The sequence below is a fragment of the Streptomyces sp. NRRL S-118 genome, from assembly GCF_000716335.1.
In the GTDB taxonomy this organism is placed as follows: Bacteria; Actinomycetota; Actinomycetes; order Streptomycetales; family Streptomycetaceae; genus Streptomyces.
On sequence record NZ_KL591014.1, the window covers coordinates 65,713 to 86,836 of the forward strand.

35 protein-coding genes are annotated in these 21,124 nt (G+C 68.1%); 32 read left to right on the forward strand and 3 right to left on the reverse strand.

The window, feature by feature from the left end; genetic code table 11:
- Positions 1–66: 66 nt before the first annotated feature.
- On the reverse strand, positions 67–1,191 hold the full coding sequence (locus IH00_RS0123205; RefSeq protein ID WP_031076653.1) for an FAD-dependent monooxygenase: 1,125 nt from the start codon (positions 1,189–1,191) through the stop codon (positions 67–69).
- A gap of 179 nt (positions 1,192–1,370) precedes the next feature.
- On the opposite strand from IH00_RS0123205, the gene IH00_RS0123210 reads away from it, so the two are divergent.
- Complete coding sequence (locus IH00_RS0123210; protein WP_031076655.1) at positions 1,371–2,330, forward strand: TetR/AcrR family transcriptional regulator C-terminal domain-containing protein; 960 nt, start codon at positions 1,371–1,373, stop codon at positions 2,328–2,330.
- A gap of 103 nt (positions 2,331–2,433) precedes the next feature.
- Positions 2,434–2,562 carry a hypothetical protein gene (locus IH00_RS45085; protein ID WP_267882591.1) on the forward strand — a complete coding sequence of 43 codons (129 nt, stop codon included), beginning with the start codon at positions 2,434–2,436 and terminating at the stop codon, positions 2,560–2,562.
- A gap of 73 nt (positions 2,563–2,635) precedes the next feature.
- Here the strand turns inward: IH00_RS45085 and IH00_RS0123220 are convergent, their stop codons facing one another.
- Positions 2,636–3,325 (reverse strand): DUF5819 family protein, encoded by a 690-nt coding sequence (locus IH00_RS0123220; protein WP_158827897.1) that lies wholly within the window; start codon positions 3,323–3,325, stop codon positions 2,636–2,638.
- A gap of 367 nt (positions 3,326–3,692) precedes the next feature.
- On the reverse strand, positions 3,693–4,169 hold the full coding sequence (locus IH00_RS0123225; protein ID WP_031076659.1) for a hypothetical protein: 477 nt from the start codon (positions 4,167–4,169) through the stop codon (positions 3,693–3,695).
- A gap of 686 nt (positions 4,170–4,855) precedes the next feature.
- Between IH00_RS0123225 and rpsJ the strand changes: the two genes are divergently transcribed.
- The 30 genes from rpsJ to rplQ all read left to right on the forward strand — a co-directional run bounded on the left by rpsJ (position 4,856) and on the right by rplQ (position 21,085).
- Positions 4,856–5,164, forward strand: coding sequence for a 30S ribosomal protein S10 (gene rpsJ, locus IH00_RS0123230; protein ID WP_003948644.1), 309 nt, complete (start codon positions 4,856–4,858; stop codon positions 5,162–5,164).
- Positions 5,165–5,177: 13 nt separating this feature from the next.
- Positions 5,178–5,822, forward strand: coding sequence for a 50S ribosomal protein L3 (gene rplC, locus IH00_RS0123235; protein ID WP_031076660.1), 645 nt, complete (start codon positions 5,178–5,180; stop codon positions 5,820–5,822).
- A gap of 8 nt (positions 5,823–5,830) precedes the next feature.
- A complete protein-coding gene (gene rplD, locus IH00_RS0123240; protein ID WP_031076661.1) occupies positions 5,831–6,481 on the forward strand; it encodes a 50S ribosomal protein L4 in 651 nt (216 codons plus the stop codon).
- Positions 6,481–6,798, forward strand: a complete 318-nt coding sequence (rplW, locus tag IH00_RS0123245; protein WP_031076664.1) for a 50S ribosomal protein L23 — start codon at positions 6,481–6,483, stop codon at positions 6,796–6,798. The genes rplD and rplW overlap by 1 nt, the downstream gene beginning before the upstream one ends.
- Positions 6,799–6,839: 41 nt before the next feature.
- A complete protein-coding gene (rplB, locus tag IH00_RS0123250) occupies positions 6,840–7,676 on the forward strand; it encodes a 50S ribosomal protein L2 (RefSeq protein WP_018847502.1) in 837 nt (278 codons plus the stop codon).
- Positions 7,677–7,688: 12 nt separating this feature from the next.
- The gene (gene rpsS, locus IH00_RS0123255) at positions 7,689–7,970 is read left to right on the forward strand and encodes a 30S ribosomal protein S19 (protein WP_031076666.1); all 282 of its coding nucleotides are present in this window, start codon (positions 7,689–7,691) and stop codon (positions 7,968–7,970) included.
- 49 nt (positions 7,971–8,019) lie between these two features.
- The gene (gene rplV / locus IH00_RS0123260) at positions 8,020–8,367 is read left to right on the forward strand and encodes a 50S ribosomal protein L22 (protein ID WP_030685471.1); all 348 of its coding nucleotides are present in this window, start codon (positions 8,020–8,022) and stop codon (positions 8,365–8,367) included.
- Positions 8,367–9,197 carry a 30S ribosomal protein S3 gene (gene rpsC / locus IH00_RS0123265; protein ID WP_031076668.1) on the forward strand — a complete coding sequence of 277 codons (831 nt, stop codon included), beginning with the start codon at positions 8,367–8,369 and terminating at the stop codon, positions 9,195–9,197. Before rplV ends, rpsC begins: the two co-directional genes overlap by 1 nt.
- A 5-nt stretch (positions 9,198–9,202) precedes the next feature.
- Positions 9,203–9,622, forward strand: a complete 420-nt coding sequence (gene rplP, locus IH00_RS0123270; protein WP_005313579.1) for a 50S ribosomal protein L16 — start codon at positions 9,203–9,205, stop codon at positions 9,620–9,622.
- A complete protein-coding gene (gene rpmC, locus IH00_RS0123275) occupies positions 9,622–9,846 on the forward strand; it encodes a 50S ribosomal protein L29 (protein ID WP_031076670.1) in 225 nt (74 codons plus the stop codon). The genes rplP and rpmC overlap by 1 nt, the downstream gene beginning before the upstream one ends.
- Positions 9,846–10,133, forward strand: coding sequence for a 30S ribosomal protein S17 (gene rpsQ / locus IH00_RS0123280; protein WP_031076673.1), 288 nt, complete (start codon positions 9,846–9,848; stop codon positions 10,131–10,133). Before rpmC ends, rpsQ begins: the two co-directional genes overlap by 1 nt.
- Before the next feature lie 140 nt (positions 10,134–10,273).
- Positions 10,274–10,642 (forward strand): 50S ribosomal protein L14, encoded by a 369-nt coding sequence (rplN, locus tag IH00_RS0123285; protein WP_003956455.1) that lies wholly within the window; start codon positions 10,274–10,276, stop codon positions 10,640–10,642.
- Positions 10,643–10,644: 2 nt separating this feature from the next.
- Positions 10,645–10,968 (forward strand): 50S ribosomal protein L24, encoded by a 324-nt coding sequence (gene rplX / locus IH00_RS0123290; protein WP_031076675.1) that lies wholly within the window; start codon positions 10,645–10,647, stop codon positions 10,966–10,968.
- Positions 10,968–11,525 (forward strand): 50S ribosomal protein L5, encoded by a 558-nt coding sequence (gene rplE, locus IH00_RS0123295; RefSeq protein ID WP_004984522.1) that lies wholly within the window; start codon positions 10,968–10,970, stop codon positions 11,523–11,525. Before rplX ends, rplE begins: the two co-directional genes overlap by 1 nt.
- A 5-nt stretch (positions 11,526–11,530) precedes the next feature.
- Positions 11,531–11,716: a type Z 30S ribosomal protein S14 gene (locus IH00_RS0123300; protein WP_003956452.1), complete on the forward strand. Its 186-nt coding sequence runs from the start codon at positions 11,531–11,533 to the stop codon at positions 11,714–11,716.
- Between the two features lie 208 nt (positions 11,717–11,924).
- Positions 11,925–12,323, forward strand: coding sequence for a 30S ribosomal protein S8 (gene rpsH, locus IH00_RS0123305; RefSeq protein ID WP_031076677.1), 399 nt, complete (start codon positions 11,925–11,927; stop codon positions 12,321–12,323).
- 21 nt (positions 12,324–12,344) lie between these two features.
- Positions 12,345–12,884 carry a 50S ribosomal protein L6 gene (gene rplF, locus IH00_RS0123310; RefSeq protein ID WP_031076678.1) on the forward strand — a complete coding sequence of 180 codons (540 nt, stop codon included), beginning with the start codon at positions 12,345–12,347 and terminating at the stop codon, positions 12,882–12,884.
- Positions 12,885–12,887: 3 nt separating this feature from the next.
- Complete coding sequence (rplR, locus tag IH00_RS0123315) at positions 12,888–13,271, forward strand: 50S ribosomal protein L18 (protein WP_031076680.1); 384 nt, start codon at positions 12,888–12,890, stop codon at positions 13,269–13,271.
- Positions 13,272–13,314: 43 nt separating this feature from the next.
- Entirely contained in the window at positions 13,315–13,920 is a 606-nt protein-coding gene (gene rpsE / locus IH00_RS0123320) for a 30S ribosomal protein S5 (protein ID WP_005313527.1), read from the forward strand.
- Complete coding sequence (gene rpmD, locus IH00_RS0123325) at positions 13,920–14,102, forward strand: 50S ribosomal protein L30 (protein ID WP_010473936.1); 183 nt, start codon at positions 13,920–13,922, stop codon at positions 14,100–14,102. Before rpsE ends, rpmD begins: the two co-directional genes overlap by 1 nt.
- A gap of 1 nt (position 14,103) precedes the next feature.
- On the forward strand, positions 14,104–14,559 hold the full coding sequence (gene rplO, locus IH00_RS0123330; protein WP_031076683.1) for a 50S ribosomal protein L15: 456 nt from the start codon (positions 14,104–14,106) through the stop codon (positions 14,557–14,559).
- A 258-nt stretch (positions 14,560–14,817) separates the two neighbouring features.
- Positions 14,818–16,137: a preprotein translocase subunit SecY gene (gene secY, locus IH00_RS0123335; RefSeq protein ID WP_031076686.1), complete on the forward strand. Its 1,320-nt coding sequence runs from the start codon at positions 14,818–14,820 to the stop codon at positions 16,135–16,137.
- A complete protein-coding gene (locus tag IH00_RS0123340) occupies positions 16,137–16,796 on the forward strand; it encodes an adenylate kinase (RefSeq protein WP_031076688.1) in 660 nt (219 codons plus the stop codon). The genes secY and IH00_RS0123340 overlap by 1 nt, the downstream gene beginning before the upstream one ends.
- A gap of 121 nt (positions 16,797–16,917) precedes the next feature.
- Positions 16,918–17,754, forward strand: coding sequence for a type I methionyl aminopeptidase (gene map / locus IH00_RS0123345; RefSeq protein ID WP_031076690.1), 837 nt, complete (start codon positions 16,918–16,920; stop codon positions 17,752–17,754).
- 140 nt (positions 17,755–17,894) lie between these two features.
- Complete coding sequence (infA, locus tag IH00_RS0123350) at positions 17,895–18,116, forward strand: translation initiation factor IF-1 (protein ID WP_003956442.1); 222 nt, start codon at positions 17,895–17,897, stop codon at positions 18,114–18,116.
- Positions 18,117–18,181: 65 nt separating this feature from the next.
- Positions 18,182–18,295, forward strand: coding sequence for a 50S ribosomal protein L36 (gene rpmJ / locus IH00_RS0123355; RefSeq protein WP_003956441.1), 114 nt, complete (start codon positions 18,182–18,184; stop codon positions 18,293–18,295).
- Positions 18,296–18,477: 182 nt separating this feature from the next.
- A complete protein-coding gene (gene rpsM / locus IH00_RS0123360) occupies positions 18,478–18,858 on the forward strand; it encodes a 30S ribosomal protein S13 (RefSeq protein ID WP_031076692.1) in 381 nt (126 codons plus the stop codon).
- A gap of 66 nt (positions 18,859–18,924) precedes the next feature.
- Complete coding sequence (gene rpsK, locus IH00_RS0123365; RefSeq protein WP_003956432.1) at positions 18,925–19,329, forward strand: 30S ribosomal protein S11; 405 nt, start codon at positions 18,925–18,927, stop codon at positions 19,327–19,329.
- Between the two features lie 121 nt (positions 19,330–19,450).
- Positions 19,451–20,473: a DNA-directed RNA polymerase subunit alpha gene (locus IH00_RS0123370; protein ID WP_003956430.1), complete on the forward strand. Its 1,023-nt coding sequence runs from the start codon at positions 19,451–19,453 to the stop codon at positions 20,471–20,473.
- 123 nt (positions 20,474–20,596) lie between these two features.
- Complete coding sequence (gene rplQ, locus IH00_RS0123375) at positions 20,597–21,085, forward strand: 50S ribosomal protein L17 (RefSeq protein WP_031076693.1); 489 nt, start codon at positions 20,597–20,599, stop codon at positions 21,083–21,085.
- Positions 21,086–21,124: the final 39 nt, after the last annotated feature.

A 21,124-nucleotide genomic window follows, 5' to 3' on the forward strand; every position in this document is an offset into this window, starting at 1 on the left:
GTGCGGACGGTCCGGCCACGGACGGCGGCGCGGCCACGGACAGCCCGGCCACGGCCGGCAGCATGGTCAGCGCGCCGCGCCCGGCAGGGTGATCGCGTTCTTGGCCCGCGTCATCGACTCCTCCGAGGCCGGGCCGCCCGGGTTCTCCGTCGCGAGCGCCTGGTTCGCCTCGACGAACGGACGCATGCGGGTCTCGTAGGCGGCGAAGGCCGCGCGGTGGTCCCCGGGCGCCCCGGTGAGGGCGTCCGCCAGGACGTACGCGCCGACCAGCGCGAGGCTCGTGCCCTGCCCGGACAGCGGCGACGCGCAGTAGCCCGCGTCGCCGAGCAGGACCGCCCGGCCTCGCGACCAGTGGTCCATCCGGATCTGCGCCAGGGCGTCGCAGTAGAAGTCGGGTGCCTCCAGCGCGGCCTTCACCAGGCGGTCCGACTCCCAGCGCAGGGCGGCGAGGCGGTCGACGACGAGCCGCCGCAGCCAGTCGGTGTCCCGGTGGTCGCCGTCCAGCGGCGCGGACTCGAAACCGAAGGCGATCCGCAGTTCGGCGTTGTCGCGCACCGGCATGATGCCGAAGCCGGCGTCCCCGTCCCGGAGCCAGACCTGCCAGTCCTCGAGGCCGAGGAAGTTGTCCGCGCTGAAGACGGACAGGTAGCTGCCCAGGTGGCGAGTGACGTCGTGAGCGGGTCCGAAAGCCAGCCGGCGGACCGCCGAGTGCTGTCCGTCGGCGCCCACGACGACGTCGACGTCCCGCGCGGGACCGTGCGCGAAGCCGACCCGTACGCCGCCCTCGTGCTCGTGCATCGAGGTGATGGTGTCCCCGAAGACGTACTCGACGGCCGGGTCGTCGCGCGTGTGCTCGTGCAGCAACCGGACCAGGTCCTCGCGCAGCAGCTCGATGTCGTCGCTGTCGAGGCGACCGCTGCTCAGCGCGTACTCGGTCGACCGCTCGATCTCCCGGCCGTCGGCGTCGAGCATCGACATGCCGCGTATCCGTGTGCGCATCCGCCGCGCTTGCGGCAGCAGCCCCATCCGGTCCATGACGTCCAAAGCGGCGCCCCGGATGTCGACGGCCTGCCCACCGGCGCGCACGCCGGGCGCGCGCTCGACGACGACCGGCGCCAAGCCGCTGCGGCGCAGCAGCAGGGCGAGTGCGGCACCGGCGATACCGCCGCCCGAAATCAGTACGGTCTTCATGTCCTGCCCCCTCGATACGGTGTACGCCGCTGAATGTACGGCGTACGCGCACCCGTGCCAACAGGTGTTTTCCTGGACCTGTACTAGTTCACCGGGGCTCTGGTGAGGTGTCGCCGCTGGTACGGTCTGCGCTAGTACAGCCGTACAGCAGCCCGAAAAAAACTCCGGAGGACCGGCGCATGACCGAGCTGTCCGAGCCGCCGTACCTGCGCATCGCGGCCGACATCCGACGCCGGATCGCCACCGGCGAGCTGGCTCCGGGCGACCGGGTCCCCTCGACGCGCCGCCTGGCCCAGGACTGGGGCGTCGCGCTCGCCACGGCGACCAAGGCGCTCACGACACTGCGGCTGGAGGGTGCCGTCGAGGCGAGGCCGCGCATCGGCACGGTCGTCGCCCGGCCCCCGCAGCTCCCGCGGCCGTCGCCGTCCCCTACGGCCGCGGCGCGGCCCCCCGCCGGTTCCCCCGTCCGGGACCAGGAGCTCTCGCAGGAGCGGATCGTCCGCGCCGCCATCGAGATCGCGGACGCCGAGGGCCTCGCCGCGCTCTCCATGCGCGGTGTCGCGGCCCGGCTCGGCGTGGCGGCGATGTCGCCGTACCGGTATGTCAGCAGCAAGGACGACCTCATCGCGCTGATGGCCGACACCGCGTACGGCGAGGCCGTTCACCCCGCCGTGCCGCCCGCCGGCTGGCGCGCCCGCCTGGAGATGGGCGCCGAGGCCCTGTGGCAGGTCTGCCGCCGCCACCCCTGGATCGCCCACATCGGGCCACTGGGCCGCCCGCTGGTCCTGCCGAACCTGATGGCCCACGGGGAGTGGCTGCTCAGCGCCCTGGAGGGCCACGGTCTCGACGCCACCACCATGTTCGACGTGCACCTGTTGATCTACAGCCACGTCCAGGGCCTCGCCGTCCACCTGGAACGCGAACTCCAGGCCCAGGCGGCGACCGGCCTCACGGACGAGGAGTGGATGGCGCGCCAGGAGGCCTCCCTGCGCACGATCGTCGCCTCCGGCCGCTACCCCGCGGTCACCCGTACCCTCACCGGCTTCCCGAACGGCGACTACGACCTCGACCTGGACGCCCTCTTCCGCCTCGGCCTGCGGGCCCTCCTGGACGGCATCGCGCACATCGTCGAGGGCTGAGGTGCCGCTGCGCCGCGTGCCCCCTCGCCACTCGTCGCGGAAGACGTCGGCGGCCGAAGGGCCGCTGATGGCGCGGATGAGCCACTCACGCAGGATCTCGGGCGTGGCAGCCGGTGATGCGCGCACGTACATCGTCGGGAACGTCGAGGCCGCGCTGCTCGAGTACGAGCAGGATGTCCTCGGCGCGCCCCTCTGCCCGGCCTGCGTCCCTGATCTCCTCGGAGATGGCTGACGTGTAGAAGGCTTCCTTGCGGGCCTCGGATGTACGAGTGATCACCCGGGCGGGCCGGGTGGGTTCGCGGGCCTCACCGGCCGGGGCGGTGATCGAGCCCCAGTGCCCTGTGGTCCTCGTCGGTGACCGGCCACCACGGCAGCGTGCGGCAGGTGGTGGTGCCCCGGCCGTTCCGGGACGGCGCCGGCCCGGCCGTGCAGCGCCCGGACACCTGGAGGGCGACGATCCGGCGGCCCTGCCACACACGGCCGATCCGCTGCAGGACGGCGCGCTTGAGGTAGGCCTCGGACAGCCGCCCGAGCGGCCCCCGCGTCGGCACGTTCCGCACGGTGTGCGCGTTGACGTAGGTGTCCCAGGCCCGGCGGATCACGTCCGGGTGGGCCTGGCCGGACACCGGACCGCCCGTGTTCGTCCCGCTGTCCCGGGCGGTGAGGTCCACCCACTCGGAGGCGAGCGGGGCGCCGGAGCCGCCCTGCGTGCGCAGCCGGACGCCGATGGCCTCGTCGCGCCGCACCGGGCGCGGGGCGAACAGCTTTCCGTCCTGGCCGAACGCCGGTCCTGCGTACGCGTCGCCCACCTGCCGGTGGCGGGCGGCGGCCTGGTCGTGGGCAGGGGGACCGGAGAAGAGCCCGCCCGGCCGGAGCAGAGCGGCGCCGGTCAGGAGCAGGCCGATGGCGATCAGCGCGCCCACCGTCCAGGGCGGCCGGGTCCGGGGCCGGGTCGCCGCTGCGCCGTCCGCAGCGAGGGGGTGCGGCCGTTCCATGCGCGTGTCCTTCCGGAAGAGCGTCCGGGTCACCACCGGGCCGCGACGTGCACGGCGGCTCCCTGCCGGCCGACCTAGCGGGCCCCCGGGCCCCCGGTAGCGGTCCTGCCGGAAGGGCCGGTGGCCATGGGGGGCCGGGGTGGACCGCATGGCCCTTTCTTCTTCTCCGATGAGAGGAAAGTACGGTCACCGACGGGCCGGAACGGCCGGCCACGCGACGGGCCACGCGGAATCATGCGCCGAACGGGTGGGCTTCCGGCGGGGCGCCTCCGCCGAGGACATCCGTCGTTGCGACGGGACACGACGAAGCCCCGCACCCGGGCGGACCGGGTGCGGGGCGTGCGGGGCGTACGTACGGGCGTCGCCGCTACTTCAGCTTGTACGCGCAGGGCTTCGCGATCTTCCCCTCGCCGTTGTCCGCGACCTTCTTGCCGTCCACGGTGATCGTGCACGACGCGGCCGTCAGCATGCCGTCCTCACCCTGGACGGTGCCCGGCGTGACGATCACGAGACGGCCGACCTCCTTCTCCGCGCCCCGCGGCGCGATGGTGGCCGTCCGCTTCCAGGGCAGGGTCACCGTCTCCGTCTTCGACTCGTCGAGGGTCCACATGACCATCGTCCGGCCCTCGCCCCGCACCTCGATGGTCACCTCGTGCGAGGCGCCCTCGCCCGCGGAGCCGGAGGTGTCCGGCTTCCCCTGCTGCGACGACCCGGCGGACGGTTCCCGGCCCGCGCTCTTGCCGCCGTCCCCGCCCTCTTCGGCGGCTCCGCCGCAGCCCGTCAGCAAGGCCGTGGCCAGCACGAACGCCGTCGCCGTGGCTGTCCTGGTGACTGTCCTGCGCACATTTCCCCCAATGATCGGCTCGCGGGCGGCAGCCCCGCCCGGCACGGCCGACGATCTTAGACGCCACCCCCGGCGACGGGATCAGGAGCGGCGGTGCCGGCGCGGGCACGGCACAGACGAGGCACGAGCACCGGCCCCGGAAACCGGCCCGGGCTGCCGTGGCGGAGCGTTGCGCGGCCTCGGCCGGCCACGCGTCACCCGGTCGCCGCACCACCGGCCGCGGGCCGCGCGCCAGGCCGGCCGCACCGCAGCCCGGAGCCGTTGCGCGCGTGCCGTGGTTTGACAGCCGAACCCCGCGGGGTAATCTCTTCGGCTCGATTGGCGTCGGCATGGGCCCGTGTGGCAGACTGTCCGGGTTGCTCGGTTGAGTGCCGATGCTGCGCGCCTCCCGCCGGGAGGACCGGAAGCGAGTCCCACAGTACTCGTCGCCCCTGATCAGGGGCGGACGTACGGGAATCTTCCGGGAAGCGTCAGCGGGGCGCCGACCAGGCACCCGGTGGGTGTTCTGCCCCCGACGCTCTTCACTGAGCACAGCGCGGTCCTCGGGCCCGCACCCCCTTGGTTGGGAAATCCTTCGGGAGATCTGCGTAGAGGGGTTGCGACACGCCCGACCGCGTGGGTCGGAGAAAAGAACGCGTACCCACCAGGTACCAGAGCGTTACGAGAGACAGGACTACTGAGTAGCCATGGCGGGACAGAAGATCCGCATCCGGCTCAAGGCCTACGACCACGAGGTCATCGACTCCTCGGCGAAGAAGATCGTCGAGACGGTGACCCGTACCGGTGCGTCGGTCGCGGGCCCGGTGCCGCTGCCCACTGAGAAGAACGTGTACTGCGTCATCAAGTCGCCGCACAAGTACAAGGACTCGCGCGAGCACTTCGAGATGCGCACGCACAAGCGCCTCATCGACATCCTCGACCCCACGCCGAAGACGGTTGACTCGCTGATGCGTCTCGACCTGCCGGCCGGCGTCGACATCGAGATCAAGCTCTGAGGTGACGCGCGAGATGGCTAAGAACATTAAGGGCGTCCTGGGCGAGAAGCTCGGCATGACCCAGGTCTGGGACGAGAACAACCGGGTCGTCCCGGTGACCGTCGTCAAGGCCGGGCCCTGTGTCGTCACCCAGGTCCGCACCAACGACACCGACGGCTACGAGTCGGTCCAGATCGCCTTCGGCGAGATCGACCCGCGCAAGGTGAACAAGCCCCTCAAGGGTCACTTCGCCAAGGCCGACGTCACCCCGCGCCGCCACCTGGTGGAGATCCGCACCGCTGACGCCTCCGAGTACACGCTCGGCCAGGAGATCACCGCTGAGGTCTTCGAGGCGGGCATCAAGGTCGACGTCACCGGCAAGAGCAAGGGCAAGGGCTTCGCCGGTGTCATGAAGCGCCACAACTTCCGTGGCCTGGGCGCCGGACACGGTACCCAGCGCAAGCACCGCTCGCCCGGTTCCATCGGTGGCTGCGCCACCCCGGGCCGTGTGTTCAAGGGCCTCCGCATGGCGGGCCGCATGGGCAACGAGCGGGTCACCACCCAGAACCTGACCGTCCACGCCGTTGACGCGGAGAAGGGCCTGCTCCTGATCAAGGGTGCGGTTCCTGGTCCGAACGGCGGCCTCGTCCTGGTCCGTACCGCGGCCAAGGGGGCCTGAGGTAACCGATGAGCACCATTGACATCCTTTCGCCGGCAGGCGACAAGGCCGGGACCGTCGAGCTCCCCGCGGAGATCTTCGACGCGAAGACCAGCGTTCCGCTGATCCACCAGGTCGTCGTCGCGCAGCTGGCCGCTGCCCGCCAGGGCACGCACAAGACCAAGACTCGTGGCGAAGTCCGCGGTGGCGGCAAGAAGCCGTACCGCCAGAAGGGCACCGGCCGCGCCCGTCAGGGCTCGACCCGTGCGCCGCAGTTCGCCGGCGGTGGCGTCGTCCACGGCCCCGTGCCGCGTGACTACTCGCAGCGCACCCCGAAGAAGATGAAGGCCGCCGCCCTGCGCGGTGCCCTCTCGGACCGGGCGCGTCACTCCCGCATCCACGTCGTCTCCGGCGTGGTCGAGGGCGCGGTGTCCACCAAGGCCGCCAAGACGCTGTTCGGCAAGATCTCGGAGCGCAAGAACCTGCTCCTGGTCGCCGAGCGCTCCGACGAGGCCGCGTGGCTGTCCGCCCGCAACCTGCCCCAGGTGCACATCCTGGAGCCGGGCCAGCTGAACACGTACGACGTGCTCGTCTCCGACGACGTGGTCTTCACCAAGGCCGCCTTCGAGTCCTTCGTGTCTGGCCCCAAGGCCGCTGACAACGAGGGGAGCGAGGCCTGATGGCCGAGATCACCAGCAAGACCTTCTCCGACCCGCGCGACATTCTCGTCAAGCCGGTTGTCTCCGAGAAGAGCTACGCGCTGCTCGACGAGAACAAGTACACGTTCATCGTGGCGCCGAGCGCCAACAAGACCCAGATCAAGCAGGCCGTCGAGACGGTCTTCTCGGTCAAGGTCGCGTCGGTGAACACGATCAACCGTCAGGGCAAGCGCAAGCGCACCCGCACCGGTTTCGGTAAGCGCGCCAACACCAAGCGCGCCATCGTGACCCTTGCTGAGGGCAACCGTATCGACATCTTCGGCGGTCCGACCGCCTGACGGCGGTCTGGATCGTCCGAATATCGGACGAGGACTGAGAAATGGGTATCCGCAAGTACAAGCCGACGACTCCGGGCCGTCGTGGGTCCAGCGTCGCCGACTTTGTCGAGATCACGCGGTCCACGCCGGAGAAGTCGCTGGTCCGCCCCCTGCACAGCAAGGGCGGCCGTAACAACACCGGTCGTGTGACCGTCCGTCACCAGGGCGGTGGCCACAAGCGCGCCTACCGCGTGATCGACTTCCGTCGTCACGACAAGGACGGCGTGCCGGCCAAGGTCGCTCACATCGAGTACGACCCCAACCGCACCGCGCGCATCGCGCTGCTCCACTACGTGGACGGCGAGAAGCGCTACATCATCGCTCCGCGTGGCCTGAACCAGGGCGACCGGGTCGAGAACGGCCCCGGCGCCGACATCAAGCCGGGCAACAACCTGGCCCTGCGCAACATCCCGGTCGGTACCACGATCCACGCGATCGAGCTCCGTCCCGGTGGTGGCGCCAAGTTCGCCCGCTCCGCCGGTGCCTCCGTGCAGCTGCTCGCGAAGGAGGGCCAGATGGCCCACCTCCGCATGCCGTCCGGTGAGATCCGCCTGGTCGACGTCCGCTGCCGCGCCACCATCGGCGAGGTCGGCAACGCCGAGCAGTCGAACATCAACTGGGGCAAGGCCGGCCGCAAGCGCTGGCTGGGCGTTCGCCCGACCGTCCGTGGTGTCGCCATGAACCCGGTCGACCACCCGCACGGTGGTGGTGAGGGCAAGACCTCCGGTGGTCGCCACCCGGTCTCCCCCTGGGGTCAGAAGGAGGGTCGTACTCGTTCTCCCAAGAAGGCGAGCAACAAGTACATCGTCCGCCGCCGCAAGACGAACAAGAAGCGCTAGGAGCGGGTTTAGATGCCGCGTAGTCTCAAGAAGGGGCCCTTCGTCGACGACCACCTGATCAAGAAGGTGGATTCTCAGAACGAAGCCGGCACCAAGAACGTCATCAAGACCTGGTCCCGTCGCTCGATGATCGTCCCGGCCATGCTCGGCCACACGATCGCGGTGCACAACGGCAAGACCCACATCCCGGTGTTCGTCACCGAGTCGATGGTCGGCCACAAGCTCGGCGAGTTCTCGCCGACTCGCACCTTCCGCGGCCACGTCAAGGACGACCGGAAGTCGAAGCGCCGCTAACGCGGGGTGACAGACCATGACGAACGTGTCAGACACTGAAGGGACAACCATGGAAGCCAGGGCCCAGGCGCGGTACATCCGCGTCACGCCCATGAAGGCCCGCCGCGTGGTGGACCTCATCCGTGGCATGGACGCCACGGAGGCTCAGGCGGTCCTGCGTTTCGCCCCGCAGGCCGCGAGCGTGCCGGTGGGCAAGGTGCTGGACAGCGCCATTGCCAACGCCGCGCACAACTACGACCACACGGACGCCTCTTCGCTGTACATCAGCGAGGCGTACGTCGACGAGGGCCCGACCCTGAAGCGGTTCCGTCCGCGTGCTCAGGGCCGTGCCTACCGGATCCGCAAGCGGACCAGCCACATCACCGTGGTCGTCAGCAGCAAGGAAGGAACCCGGTAATGGGCCAGAAGGTAAACCCGCACGGGTTCCGGCTCGGCATCACCACCGACTTCAAGTCGCGTTGGTACGCCGACAAGCTGTACAAGGACTACGTCAAGGAAGACGTCGCCATCCGTCGGATGATGACGTCCGGCATGGAGCGCGCCGGCATCTCGAAGGTTGAGATCGAGCGCACCCGTGACCGCGTGCGGGTGGACATCCACACCGCGCGTCCCGGCATCGTCATCGGCCGCCGTGGCGCCGAGGCCGACCGCATCCGCGGCGACCTCGAGAAGCTCACGGGCAAGCAGGTCCAGCTGAACATCCTCGAGGTCAAGAACCCCGAGGTCGACGCTCAGCTCGTGGCCCAGGCCGTTGCCGAGCAGCTGTCCTCCCGCGTCTCCTTCCGCCGGGCCATGCGCAAGAGCATGCAGTCCGCCATGAAGGCCGGCGCCAAGGGCATCAAGATCCAGTGTGGCGGCCGTCTCGGCGGCGCCGAGATGTCCCGCTCGGAGTTCTACCGCGAGGGCCGTGTGCCGCTGCACACGCTCCGCGCGAACGTCGAGTACGGCTTCTTCGAGGCCAAGACGACCTTCGGCCGCATCGGCGTGAAGGTCTGGATCTACAAGGGCGACGTCAAGAACATCGCCGAGGTCCGCGCCGAGAACGCTGCTGCCCGCGCCGGCAACCGCCCGGCCCGTGGTGGCGCTGACCGCCCGGCCCGTGGTGGCCGCGGTGGCGAGCGTGGCGGTCGCGGTCGCAAGCCGCAGCAGGCTGGTTCCGCTGCCGAGGCCCCCAAGGCCGAGGCCGCTGCCGCCGCTCCGGCTGAGAGCACCGGAACGGAGGCCTGACCGACATGCTGATCCCCCGTAGGGTCAAGCACCGCAAGCAGCACCACCCCAAGCGCCGCGGTATGGCCAAGGGTGGTACGACGGTTGCGTTCGGCGAGTACGGCATCCAGGCCATGACTCCGGCGTACGTGACCAACCGCCAGATCGAGGCGGCTCGTATCGCGATGACCCGCCACATCAAGCGTGGCGGCAAGGTCTGGATCAACATCTACCCGGACCGCCCGCTGACCAAGAAGCCGGCCGAGACCCGCATGGGTTCCGGTAAGGGTTCGCCGGAGTGGTGGGTCGCGAACGTGCACCCGGGCCGGGTCATGTTCGAGCTGTCCTACCCGAACGAGAAGATCGCACGTGAGGCTCTGACTCGCGCGGCCCACAAGCTGCCGATGAAGTGCCGGATCGTCAAGCGCGAGGCAGGTGAAGCGTGATGTCGGCCGGTACCAAGGCGTCCGAGCTGCGCGAGCTGGGCAACGAGGAGCTTGTTGCCAAGCTCCGCGAGGCCAAGGAAGAGCTGTTCAACCTCCGTTTCCAGGCGGCGACCGGGCAGCTCGAGAACCACGGTCGGCTCAAGTCCGTCCGTAAGGACATCGCCCGGATCTACACCCTGATGCGTGAGCGCGAGCTGGGCATCGAGACGGTGGAGAGCGCCTGATGAGCGAGAACAACGTGACTGAGACTGCAAAGACCGAGCGCGGTTTCCGCAAGACCCGCGAGGGTCTGGTCGTCAGCGACAAGATGGACAAGACCGTCGTCGTCGCCGTCGAGGACCGCGTCAAGCACGCGCTGTACGGCAAGGTCATCCGCCGTACGAACAAGCTCAAGGCGCACGACGAGCAGAACGCCGCGGGTGTCGGCGACCGCGTCCTCCTCATGGAGACCCGGCCGCTGTCCGCGACCAAGCGCTGGCGCGTCGTCGAGATCCTCGAGAAGGCCAAGTAATTTTGCGGGGTCCCCTCCCTGACGGGAGGGGTCCCGCATGCCCCCCGCTGAGGCGTCACAGCCCCAGCACTTAGTTCCGCCAGGCTCGGCAGGGCCGCCACAGGCCCTGCCGGGAACCGGCAGACGATCAGGAGATAGACGTGATCCAGCAGGAGTCGCGACTGCGTGTCGCCGACAACACTGGTGCCAAGGAGATCCTTTGCATCCGTGTTCTCGGTGGTTCCGGTCGCCGCTACGCGGGCATCGGTGACGTCATCGTCGCCACCGTCAAGGACGCGATCCCCGGTGGCAACGTGAAGAAGGGTGACGTCGTCAAGGCGGTCATCGTTCGCACCGTCAAGGAGCGCCGCCGCCAGGACGGCTCGTACATCCGCTTCGACGAGAACGCCGCCGTCATTCTGAAGAACGACGGCGACCCTCGCGGCACCCGTATCTTCGGCCCCGTGGGCCGTGAGCTGCGCGAGAAGAAGTTCATGAAGATCATCTCGCTCGCGCCGGAGGTGCTGTAAGCATGAAGATCAAGAAGGGCGACCTGGTTCAGGTCATCACCGGCAAGGACAAGGGCAAGCAGGGCAAGGTCATCGCGGCCTTCCCGCGCGAGGACCGCGTCCTGGTCGAGGGTGTCAACCGGGTCAAGAAGCACACCAAGGCCGGCCAGACCGCCCGTGGTTCGCAGACCGGCGGGATCATCACCACCGAGGCCCCGATCCACGTGAGCAACGTCCAGCTCGTCGTGGAGAAGGACGGCAAGAAGGTCGTGACCCGCGTCGGCTACCGCTTCGACGACGAGGGCAACAAGATCCGCGTTGCCAAGCGGACGGGTGAGGACATCTGATGGCTACCACCACCACTCCGCGTCTGAAGACGAAGTACCGCGAGGAGATCGCGGGCAAGCTGCGCGAGGAGTTCTCGTACGAGAACGTCATGCAGGTGCCCGGGCTCGTCAAGATCGTGGTCAACATGGGTGTGGGCGACGCCGCCCGCGACTCCAAGCTGATCGAGGGCGCCATCCGCGACCTCACCACGATCACCGGTCAGAAGCCGGCCGTCACCAAGGCCCGCAAGTCCATCGCGCAGTTCAAGCTGCGTGAGGGCCAGCCGATCGGTGCCCACGTCACGCTCCGTGGCGACCGCATGTGGGAGTTCCTGGACCGCACCCTGTCGCTCGCGCTCCCGCGCATCCGCGACTTCCGCGGCCTGTCCCCCAAGCAGTTCGACGGCCGTGGCAACTACACCTTCGGTCTCACGGAGCAGGTCATGTTCCACGAGATCGACCAGGACAAGATCGACCGTGTCCGGGGTATGGACATCACCGTGGTGACCACGGCGACCAACGACGAAGAGGGCCGTGCGCTCCTCCGTCACCTCGGCTTCCCCTTCAAGGAGGCGTAAGCGAGATGGCGAAGAAGGCTCTCATCGCGAAGGCTGCCCGCAAGCCCAAGTTCGGCGTGCGCGCGTACACCCGCTGCCAGCGCTGCGGTCGTCCGCACTCCGTCTACCGCAAGTTCGGCCTGTGCCGCGTGTGCCTCCGTGAGATGGCTCACCGTGGCGAGCTGCCGGGCGTGACCAAGAGCTCCTGGTAATCCCTCACTTGGGATGACCGGAGTCTCTCGGTAAGCATCTGGTCGGCAGGAGCCCTTCCCCACATGTCGTAGGCTTGTGTGGTTGGGCGCCTGCCGCCCGTACGACTTACTACGCCGTAGGTCCCCGCACCGCACCCGTCCCGCCCATGAGCGGGGAGAGGGATGGCGCATACAGGAAACCCCGGCGAGAGAGGCCGAAGGCCAATTCATGACCATGACTGATCCGATCGCAGACATGCTTACGCGTCTGCGGAACGCGAACTCGGCGTACCACGACACCGTGACGATGCCGCACAGCAAGATCAAGTCTCACATCGCGGAAATCCTCCAGCAGGAGGGCTTCATCACGGGCTGGAAGGTCGAGGACGCCGAGGTCGGCAAGAACCTCGTCCTCGAGCTGAAGTTCGGTCCGAACCGTGAGCGCTCCATCGCGGGCATCAAGCGGATCTCGAAGCCCGGTCTGCGGGTTTACGCGAAGTCCACCAACCTGCCGAAGGTCCTCGGCGGTCTGGGCGTGGCGATCATCTCCACGTCCCACGGCCTCCTGACCGGCCAGCAGGCTCAGAAGAAGGGCGTGGGTGGGGAAGTCCTCGCCTACGTCTGGTAGTCGGGAACGGAGGAAAAGCCAATGTCGCGTATCGGCAAGCTCCCCATCACGGTTCCCGCCGGCGTGGACGTCACCATCGAGGGCCGCACGGTCACGGTGAAGGGTTCCAAGGGCACCCTGACCCACACCGTCGCCGCGCCGATCGAGATCGTTAAGGGCGAGGACGGCGTTCTGAACGTCACCCGTCCGAACGACGAGCGTCAGAACAAGGCCCTTCACGGCCTGTCCCGCACGCTGGTGGCCAACATGATCACCGGTGTGACCCAGGGGTACACGAAGGCGCTCGAGATCAGCGGTGTCGGTTACCGCGTGGCCGCGAAGGGCTCCAACCTGGAGTTCCAGCTCGGCTACAGCCACCCGATCCTGGTGGAGGCCCCCGAGGGGATCTCCTTCAAGGTCGAGTCGCCGACCAAGTTCTCGGTCGAGGGCATCGACAAGCAGAAGGTCGGCGAGGTCGCCGCGAACATCCGCAAGCTTCGCAAGCCCGACCCCTACAAGGCCAAGGGCGTGAAGTACGCGGGTGAGGTCATCCGCCGCAAGGTCGGAAAGGCTGGTAAGTAAGCCATGGCATACGGCGTGAAGATTGCCAAGGGCAAGGCCTACAAGGGCGCTGCTCTGAAGCGTCGCCACATCCGCATCCGCAAGAAGATCGCGGGTACGACCGAGCGTCCGCGCCTGGTCGTCACGCGCTCCAACCGCGGCATCACCGCTCAGGTCATCGACGACATCGCGGGTCACACCCTCGCGTCGGCGTCCACCCTGGACGCGTCCATCCGCGGCGGCGAAGGCGACAAGTCGGCGAAGGCGAAGCAGGTCGGCCAGCTCGTGGCCGAGCGTGCCAAGGCCGCCGGCATCGAGGCTGTCGTGTTCGACCGTGGCGGCAACCAGTACGCCGGGCGCATCGCCGCCCTGGCGGACGCCGCCCGCGAAGCCGGGCTCAAGTTCTGAGCCGGTTCCGTAGCTCAGCGGAAAACGAAGAGAGGTAATTCCAATGGCTGGACCCCAGCGCCGCGGAAGCGGTGCCGGTGGCGGCGAGCGGCGGGACCGGAAGGGCCGTGACGGCGGCGCTGCTGCCGCCGAGAAGACCGCGTACGTTGAGCGCGTCGTCGCGATCAACCGCGTCGCCAAGGTTGTGAAGGGTGGTCGTCGCTTCAGCTTCACCGCGCTGGTCGTGGTGGGCGACGGTGACGGCACCGTGGGTGTCGGGTACGGCAAGGCCAAGGAGGTGCCGGCCGCCATCGCCAAGGGTGTGGAGGAGGCCAAGAAGCACTTCTTCAAGGTCCCCCGTATCCAGGGCACCATCCCGCACCCCATCCAGGGTGAGAAGGCGGCGGGCGTCGTCCTGCTCAAGCCGGCGTCCCCCGGTACCGGTGTTATCGCCGGTGGCCCGGTGCGTGCCGTGCTCGAGTGCGCCGGCGTTCACGACATCCTGTCGAAGTCGCTCGGCTCCGACAACGCGATCAACATCGTGCACGCGACCGTGGCGGCCCTCAAGGGCCTGCAGCGTCCCGAGGAGATCGCGGCTCGCCGCGGTCTGCCGCTCGAGGACGTCGCTCCCGCGGCTCTGCTGCGTGCGCGTGCCGGGGCGGGTGCGTAATGGCTCGCCTCAAGATCACGCAGACGAAGTCCTACATCGGTAGCAAGCAGAACCACCGCGACACCCTGCGCTCCCTTGGTCTCAAGGGCATCAACACGCAGGTCGTCAAGGAGGACCGCCCCGAGTTCCGCGGCATGGTGCACACCGTCCGCCACCTCGTGACGGTCGAGGAGGTCGACTGACATGGCGGAGCAGAACCCGCTGAAGGTCCACAACCTCCGTCCCGCCCCGGGCGCCAAGACCGCCAAGACCCGTGTGGGTCGTGGTGAGGCGTCGAAGGGTAAGACGGCCGGTCGTGGTACCAAGGGCACGAAGGCCCGCTACCAGGTTCCGGAGCGCTTCGAGGGTGGGCAGATGCCCCTCCACATGCGTCTCCCGAAGCTGAAGGGCTTCAAGAACCCGTTCAAGACGGAGTACCAGGTCGTCAACCTGGACAAGCTGGCCGCGCTGTACCCGCAGGGTGGCGAGGTCACCGTCGCCGACCTGGTCGCCAAGGGTGCGGTTCGCAAGAACCAGCTCGTCAAGGTGCTCGGTCAGGGCGAGGTCTCCGTGGCGCTGCAGGTGACGGTCGACGCCGTCTCCGGCTCCGCCAAGGAGAAGATCACCGCCGCCGGCGGCACCGTCACCGAGCTCGTCTGAGACGACTCGATGGCTTGAACATCCGACCGGGGATGCCTCTCAAACGGGGCATCCCCGGTTGGTCGTTCCTAGGGGGGCATGTGCGCCGGTAAGGTGGCGTGCACTGTGTTGCTGTAATGACTTGGGGCCCCGCCCCGGGCCGCGCGGTCCACCCGCAGGGTTGGCCACGCGGTTTTTACTGACCACTGACTGATTCGTATTCGTCGATCCTCAAGACCGTCACCTCTGACGCATAGCGCGGGGGTCGCAGGAGGCACCGTGCTCACCGCGTTCGCCCGGGCGTTCAAGACGCCCGACCTGCGCAAGAAGCTGCTCTTCACGCTCGGCATCGTCGTGCTGTACCGGCTCGGGGCGCACGTCCCCGTACCCGGGGTCAGCTACGAGAAGGTCCAGATGTGTGTGGACCAGGCCCAACAGGGCAACAACAGCCTGTTCGGCCTCGTGAACATGTTCAGTGGCGGGGCGCTGCTGCAGATCACGATCTTCGCGCTCGGCATCATGCCGTACATCACGGCGAGCATCATCCTGCAGCTGCTGACCGTGGTCATCCCGCGCCTGGAAGCCCTCAAGAAGGAGGGCCAGGCAGGCCAGGCGAAGATCACGCAGTACACCCGTTACCTGACGGTCGCGCTGGCGATCCTGCAGGGCACGGGCCTGGTGGCCACCGCCCGTACGGGCGCCCTGTTCAGCGGCTGCACCGTCGCGAACCAGGTCGTCCCCGACCAGTCGATCTTCGTGACCATCACCATGGTCATCACCATGACCGCGGGTACGGCGGTCGTCATGTGGCTCGGCGAGCTCATCACCGACCGCGGCATCGGCAACGGCATGTCGATCCTGATGTTCATCTCGATCGCCGCCGGCTTCCCCGGCGCCCTGTGGGCCATCAAGGAGAGCGGCAAGCTCGCCAAGGGCTGGATCGAGTTCGGCACGGTCATCCTGATCGGCTTCGTGATGGTGGCGCTCGTCGTCTTCGTCGAGCAGGCCCAGCGCCGCATCCCGGTGCAGTACGCGAAGCGCATGATCGGTCGGCGTTCCTACGGCGGTACGTCCACGTACATCCCGCTCAAGGTGAACCAGGCGGGTGTGATTCCCGTCATCTTCGCGTCGTCGCTGCTCTACATCCCGGCGCTGATCGCGCAGTTCTCGAACTCCACCGCGGGCTGGAAGACCTGGATCGAAGCGCACTTCGTCAAGGGTGACCACCCGTACTACATCACCGTGTACTTCCTGTTGATCGTGTTCTTCGCGTTCTTCTACGTGGCCATCTCGTTCAACCCCGAGGAAGTCGCGGACAACATGAAGAAGTATGGTGGCTTCATCCCGGGTATCCGGGCTGGTCGACCTACTGCCGAGTACTTGAGCTACGTGCTCAACCGGATCACCTGGCCGGGCTCGCTGTATCTGGGTCTGATCGCTCTCGTGCCGACGATGGCGTTGGCGGGCTTCGGTGGCGCGAACCAGAACTTCCCGTTCGGCGGGACGAGCATCCTGATCATCGTGGGTGTGGGTCTGGAGACCGTGAAGCAGATCGAGAGCCAGCTCCAGCAGCGCAACTACGAAGGGTTCCTCCGCTGATGCGAATCGTCCTCGTCGGACCGCCCGGTGCCGGGAAGGGAACGCAGGCCGCGTTCCTTGCCGGGAACCTGTCGATTCCGCACATCTCCACGGGCGACCTCTTCCGTGCCAACATCAGCCAGGGCACGGAGCTGGGCCTGAAGGCCAAGTCCTACATGGACGCCGGCGAGCTGGTCCCCGATGAGGTCACGATCGGCATGGCCAAGGACCGCATGGAGCAGCCGGACGCCGAGCGCGGCTTCCTGCTGGACGGCTTCCCGCGGAACGTGGCCCAGGCCGAGGCGCTCGACGCCATGCTCGACGCCGCGGGCATGAAGCTGGACGCGGTGCTGGACCTGGAGGTCCCCGAGGACGAGGTCGTGAAGCGGATCGCGGGCCGCCGCATCTGCCGCAACGACAGCGCGCACGTCTTCCACGTGACGTACTCGCAGCCGAAGACCGAGGGCGTCTGCGACGTCTGCGGCGGCGACCTGTACCAGCGCGACGACGACTCCGAGGAGACCGTGCGCAAGCGGCTGGAGGTCTACCACACGCAGACCGAGCCGATCATCGACTACTACAAGGCCCAGGGCCTGGTGGTCACCATCTCCGCGCTCGGCAAGGTCAACGACGTGACCGCCCGGGCGATGGAGGCCCTGCGGGGCGAGAAGGCCGCCTAGCAGCCTCCTCCTCACGTGTCGTACACCGGCCGCGGTGCCCCCAGGGGCACCGCGGCCGGTGTCGTACGGCCGTATCGTTGTGAGGTCACCCCGTTCTCCGTTTGGAAAGGCGTCAGCCGTCATGGTGCAGATCAAGACTCCCGAGCAGATCGCGAAGATGCGCGAGGCGGGGCTGGTCGTCGCCGCCATCCACGCGGCGACGCGGGAGGCGGCGGTTCCCGGGTCCACGACGAAGGACCTGGACGAGGTGGCCCGCAAAGTGCTCGCCGAGCACGGCGCGAAGTCGAACTTCCTCGGGTACGGCGGGTTCCCCGCCACCATCTGCACCTCCGTGAACGAGGTCGTCGTCCACGGCATCCCGAGCGACGACGTGGTACTGAAGGACGGCGACGTCATCTCGATCGACTGCGGCGCGGTCGTCGACGGCTGGCACGGCGACGCGGCGTACACCGCGTTCGTGGGTTCCGGTCACGCCCCGGAGCTGGTCGAGCTCTCCCGGGTCACCGAGGAGTCGATGTGGCAGGGGATCGCCGCCATGCGGAACGGCAACCGGCTGGTCGACATCTCGCGGGCGATCGAGACGTACATCCGCCGCCAGCCGAAGCCGGGCGGCGGCAAGTACGGGATCATCGAGGAGTACGGCGGCCACGGCATCGGCACCGAGATGCACATGGACCCGCACCTGCTGAACTACGTCTCCCGCAAGCGCGGCAAGGGCCCCAAGCTGGTCCCCGGCTTCTGCCTGGCGATCGAGCCCATGGTGTCGCTCGGTACGCCGCGCACGGAGGTCCTGGAGGACGAGTGGACCGTCATCACCACGGACGGCACCTGGTCCTCCCACTGGGAGCACTCCGTCGCCCTCACGGAGGCCGGCCCCCTCGTGCTCACCGCCCCGGACGGCGGCCGGGCGAAACTGGCCGAGCTGGGCGTCACGGCGGCACCGGATCCGCTGGCGTAGTGATCTACGGTGGTGGGCAAACTTCCCCGATTCGTCTTTTCGAAAGCCCTGACGTAGACTGATGCGTCGGCTCTCGTGTACCCGTGTGCCCGCACACGGCGACGGGAGCTGATCAAGGTAGCCGATTCGAAGGGCGAAGCGTGGCCAAGAAGCAAGGTGCCATCGAAATTGAGGGCACCGTGATCGAGTCCCTGCCGAACGCCATGTTCAAGGTGGAGCTCCAGAACGGTCACAAGGTCCTCGCGCACATCTCCGGCAAGATGCGGATGCACTACATCCGTATCCTCCCGGACGACCGGGTCGTCGTGGAGCTGTCTCCGTACGACCTGACGCGTGGCCGGATCGTCTACCGCTACAAGTAGATCTTGCCCGCACCGGCGCGCTCCGCGCGCGGGTGGTGGCACTGACCCGGAGAACCTCACATCCCATGAAGGTCAAGCCGAGCGTCAAGAAGATCTGCGACAAGTGCAAGGTGATCCGCCGTCACGGCCGGGTCATGGTCATCTGCGACAACCTGCGCCACAAGCAGCGCCAGGGCTGACGCACGCCGACCTGCACCTCGCAGTTTCTTCGCGCGACGCGAGCAAATTCGTACATACGCAGTGCCCGCCAAGCCCCTGGGGCCGGCGGTACCTCCGGCGGGGGCCGGGGACCCGGAACGTACCTCGTACGGCGGCCGGGAACGGCATTGCGGAAGACCCCCGAACACACAGGAGCCATTGAATGGCACGCGTTTCCGGTGTTGACATCCCGCGCGACAAGCGCGTGGAGGTCGCACTCACCTACGTCTTCGGCATCGGCCGCACCCTGGCGAAGGAGACCCTCGCCTCCACCGGTGTGAACCCGAACACCCGCGTTCGTGACCTGTCCGAGGAGGACCTGGTCAAGATCCGCGAGTACGTGGACGCCAACCTCAAGACCGAGGGTGACCTCCGTCGCGAGATCCAGGCCGACATCCGCCGCAAGGTCGAGATCGGCACCTACCAGGGTCTGCGTCACCGCCGTGGTCTGCCGGTTCGCGGTCAGCGCACCAGCACGAACGCTCGTACCCGCAAGGGCCCGCGTCGCGCCATCGCCGGTAAGAAGAAGCCGGGCAAGAAGTAGTCCGCAGCGGACGACTGTCCACGGTCTTCGCTGTAGGACCGACCACCTCCCGTAGGAGTTAAAGACATGCCCCCCAAGGGACGTCAGGGCGCTGCCAAGAAGGTGCGCCGCAAGGAAAAGAAGAACGTCGCTCACGGCCACGCGCACATCAAGAGCACGTTCAACAACACCATCGTTTCGATCACGGACCCGTCCGGCAACGTGATCTCCTGGGCCTCCGCCGGCCACGTCGGCTTCAAGGGCTCGCGCAAGTCCACCCCCTTCGCCGCGCAGATGGCCGCCGAGTCGGCCGCCCGCCGCGCGCAGGAGCACGGCATGCGCAAGGTCGACGTCTTCGTCAAGGGCCCGGGCTCGGGTCGTGAGACGGCGATCCGTTCGCTGCAGGCCACCGGTCTCGAGGTCGGCTCCATCCAGGACGTCACCCCGACCCCGCACAACGGCTGCCGCCCCCCGAAGCGCCGCCGCGTCTGACGCACGGCTGCTTCACGCAGGGATTTCCGGGCGGTACGCCTCTTCGGGGGCGTGCCGCCCGTACCCTTGCACTATCCGAGGACGTCAAATAGCGGGCGTCCACGACTGAAGGAAACACACCATGCTTATCGCTCAGCGTCCCTCGCTGACCGAAGAGGTCGTCGACGAGTACCGCTCGCGGTTCGTCATCGAGCCGCTGGAGCCGGGCTTCGGCTACACGCTCGGCAACTCCCTGCGCCGTACGCTCCTCTCCTCGATCCCGGGTGCGGCGGTCACGTCGATCCGCATCGACGGTGTCCTGCACGAGTTCACCACCGTGCCGGGCGTCAAGGAGGACGTCACCGACCTCATCCTCAACATCAAGCAGCTGGTCGTGTCCAGCGAGCACGACGAGCCGGTCGTGATGTACCTGCGCAAGCAGGGCCCCGGCCTGGTCACCGCCGCCGACATCGCCCCGCCGGCCGGCGTCGAGGTGCACAACCCCGACCTGGTGCTCGCCACCCTGAACGGCAAGGGCAAGCTGGAGATGGAGCTGACCGTCGAGCGCGGTCGCGGCTACGTCTCCGCCGTCCAGAACAAGCAGGTGGGCCAGGAGATCGGCCGCATCCCGGTCGACTCCATCTACTCGCCCGTCCTCAAGGTCACCTACAAGGTCGAGGCGACCCGAGTCGAGCAGCGCACCGACTTCGACAAGCTGATCGTCGACGTCGAGACCAAGCAGGCGATGCGTCCGCGTGACGCCATGGCCTCCGCCGGCAAGACCCTGGTCGAGCTCTTCGGCCTGGCGCGCGAGCTCAACATCGACGCCGAGGGCATCGACATGGGTCCGTCCCCGACGGACGCCGCGCTCGCCGCGGACCTGGCGCTGCCGATCGAGGAGCTGGAGCTCACGGTCCGCTCGTACAACTGCCTCAAGCGTGAGGGCATCCACTCCGTGGGTGAGCTCGTGGCGCGCTCCGAGGCCGACCTGCTCGACATCCGCAACTTCGGTGCGAAGTCGATCGACGAGGTCAAGGCGAAGCTGGCCGGCATGGGCCTGGCCCTCAAGGACAGCCCGCCCGGATTCGACCCGACCGCCGCCGCCGACGCCTTCGGCGCCGACGACGACGCGGACGCGGGCTTCGTCGAGACCGAGCAGTACTGATCCGCCGCTGATCCCCTCACCGGGATCAGCGCGGTTCATGCGACATCTGCCCGCAGGCGTCCGCCTGCGGGGTCCTGACACCGGTACCTGATACGGCCGGTGCAGATTTCAAGGAGAAACACCATGCCGAAGCCCGCCAAGGGTGCCCGTCTGGGCGGCAGCGCCGCGCACGAGAAGCTGCTTCTCGCGAACCTCGCGAAGTCGCTGTTCGAGCACGGCCGCATCACCACGACCGAGGCCAAGGCCCGCCGCCTGCGTCCGGTCGCCGAGCGCCTGATCACCAAGGCGAAGAAGGGCGACATCCACAACCGTCGCCTGGTGCTGCAGACGATCACGGACAAGGGCATCGTCCACACGCTCTTCACCGAGATCGCTCCGCGTTACGCCGAGCGCCCGGGTGGCTACACCCGCATCACCAAGATCGGCAACCGTCGTGGCGACAACGCCCCGATGGCTGTGATCGAGCTGGTCGAGGGCGAGATCGCGAAGAAGGCGACCGTCGCCGAGGCCGAGGCCGCGACGAAGCGCGCGGTCAAGGAGGCCGACGAGGCCGCCAAGGCCGAGGAGACCAAGGCTGACGAGGCTCCGGCCGAGGAGTCGAAGGACGCCTGAACCGCGTTCTGAAGGCTGACGGACGGGCCCGCCCCCTCT

Bases quoted from the DNA above. Each gene is read 5' to 3' on its own strand.
- IH00_RS0123205 (WP_031076653.1), bottom strand. From the start codon at position 1,191: ATGAAGACCGTACTGATTTCGGGCGGCGGTATCGCCGGTGCCGCACTC.
- IH00_RS0123210 (WP_031076655.1), top strand. From the start codon at position 1,371: ATGACCGAGCTGTCCGAGCCGCCGTACCTGCGCATCGCGGCCGACATC.
- IH00_RS0123220 (WP_158827897.1), bottom strand. From the start codon at position 3,325: ATGGAACGGCCGCACCCCCTCGCTGCGGACGGCGCAGCGGCGACCCGG.
- rpsJ (WP_003948644.1), top strand. From the start codon at position 4,856: ATGGCGGGACAGAAGATCCGCATCCGGCTCAAGGCCTACGACCACGAG.
- rplC (WP_031076660.1), top strand. From the start codon at position 5,178: ATGGCTAAGAACATTAAGGGCGTCCTGGGCGAGAAGCTCGGCATGACC.
- rplD (WP_031076661.1), top strand. From the start codon at position 5,831: ATGAGCACCATTGACATCCTTTCGCCGGCAGGCGACAAGGCCGGGACC.
- rplW (WP_031076664.1), top strand. From the start codon at position 6,481: ATGGCCGAGATCACCAGCAAGACCTTCTCCGACCCGCGCGACATTCTC.
- rplB (WP_018847502.1), top strand. From the start codon at position 6,840: ATGGGTATCCGCAAGTACAAGCCGACGACTCCGGGCCGTCGTGGGTCC.
- rpsS (WP_031076666.1), top strand. From the start codon at position 7,689: ATGCCGCGTAGTCTCAAGAAGGGGCCCTTCGTCGACGACCACCTGATC.
- rplV (WP_030685471.1), top strand. From the start codon at position 8,020: ATGGAAGCCAGGGCCCAGGCGCGGTACATCCGCGTCACGCCCATGAAG.
- rpsC (WP_031076668.1), top strand. From the start codon at position 8,367: ATGGGCCAGAAGGTAAACCCGCACGGGTTCCGGCTCGGCATCACCACC.
- rplP (WP_005313579.1), top strand. From the start codon at position 9,203: ATGCTGATCCCCCGTAGGGTCAAGCACCGCAAGCAGCACCACCCCAAG.
- rpmC (WP_031076670.1), top strand. From the start codon at position 9,622: ATGTCGGCCGGTACCAAGGCGTCCGAGCTGCGCGAGCTGGGCAACGAG.
- rpsQ (WP_031076673.1), top strand. From the start codon at position 9,846: ATGAGCGAGAACAACGTGACTGAGACTGCAAAGACCGAGCGCGGTTTC.
- rplX (WP_031076675.1), top strand. From the start codon at position 10,645: ATGAAGATCAAGAAGGGCGACCTGGTTCAGGTCATCACCGGCAAGGAC.
- rplE (WP_004984522.1), top strand. From the start codon at position 10,968: ATGGCTACCACCACCACTCCGCGTCTGAAGACGAAGTACCGCGAGGAG.
- IH00_RS0123300 (WP_003956452.1), top strand. From the start codon at position 11,531: ATGGCGAAGAAGGCTCTCATCGCGAAGGCTGCCCGCAAGCCCAAGTTC.
- rpsH (WP_031076677.1), top strand. From the start codon at position 11,925: ATGACCATGACTGATCCGATCGCAGACATGCTTACGCGTCTGCGGAAC.
- rplF (WP_031076678.1), top strand. From the start codon at position 12,345: ATGTCGCGTATCGGCAAGCTCCCCATCACGGTTCCCGCCGGCGTGGAC.
- rplR (WP_031076680.1), top strand. From the start codon at position 12,888: ATGGCATACGGCGTGAAGATTGCCAAGGGCAAGGCCTACAAGGGCGCT.
- rpsE (WP_005313527.1), top strand. From the start codon at position 13,315: ATGGCTGGACCCCAGCGCCGCGGAAGCGGTGCCGGTGGCGGCGAGCGG.
- rpmD (WP_010473936.1), top strand. From the start codon at position 13,920: ATGGCTCGCCTCAAGATCACGCAGACGAAGTCCTACATCGGTAGCAAG.
- rplO (WP_031076683.1), top strand. From the start codon at position 14,104: ATGGCGGAGCAGAACCCGCTGAAGGTCCACAACCTCCGTCCCGCCCCG.
- IH00_RS0123340 (WP_031076688.1), top strand. From the start codon at position 16,137: ATGCGAATCGTCCTCGTCGGACCGCCCGGTGCCGGGAAGGGAACGCAG.
- map (WP_031076690.1), top strand. From the start codon at position 16,918: ATGGTGCAGATCAAGACTCCCGAGCAGATCGCGAAGATGCGCGAGGCG.
- rpmJ (WP_003956441.1), top strand. From the start codon at position 18,182: ATGAAGGTCAAGCCGAGCGTCAAGAAGATCTGCGACAAGTGCAAGGTG.
- rpsM (WP_031076692.1), top strand. From the start codon at position 18,478: ATGGCACGCGTTTCCGGTGTTGACATCCCGCGCGACAAGCGCGTGGAG.
- rpsK (WP_003956432.1), top strand. From the start codon at position 18,925: ATGCCCCCCAAGGGACGTCAGGGCGCTGCCAAGAAGGTGCGCCGCAAG.
- IH00_RS0123370 (WP_003956430.1), top strand. From the start codon at position 19,451: ATGCTTATCGCTCAGCGTCCCTCGCTGACCGAAGAGGTCGTCGACGAG.
- rplQ (WP_031076693.1), top strand. From the start codon at position 20,597: ATGCCGAAGCCCGCCAAGGGTGCCCGTCTGGGCGGCAGCGCCGCGCAC.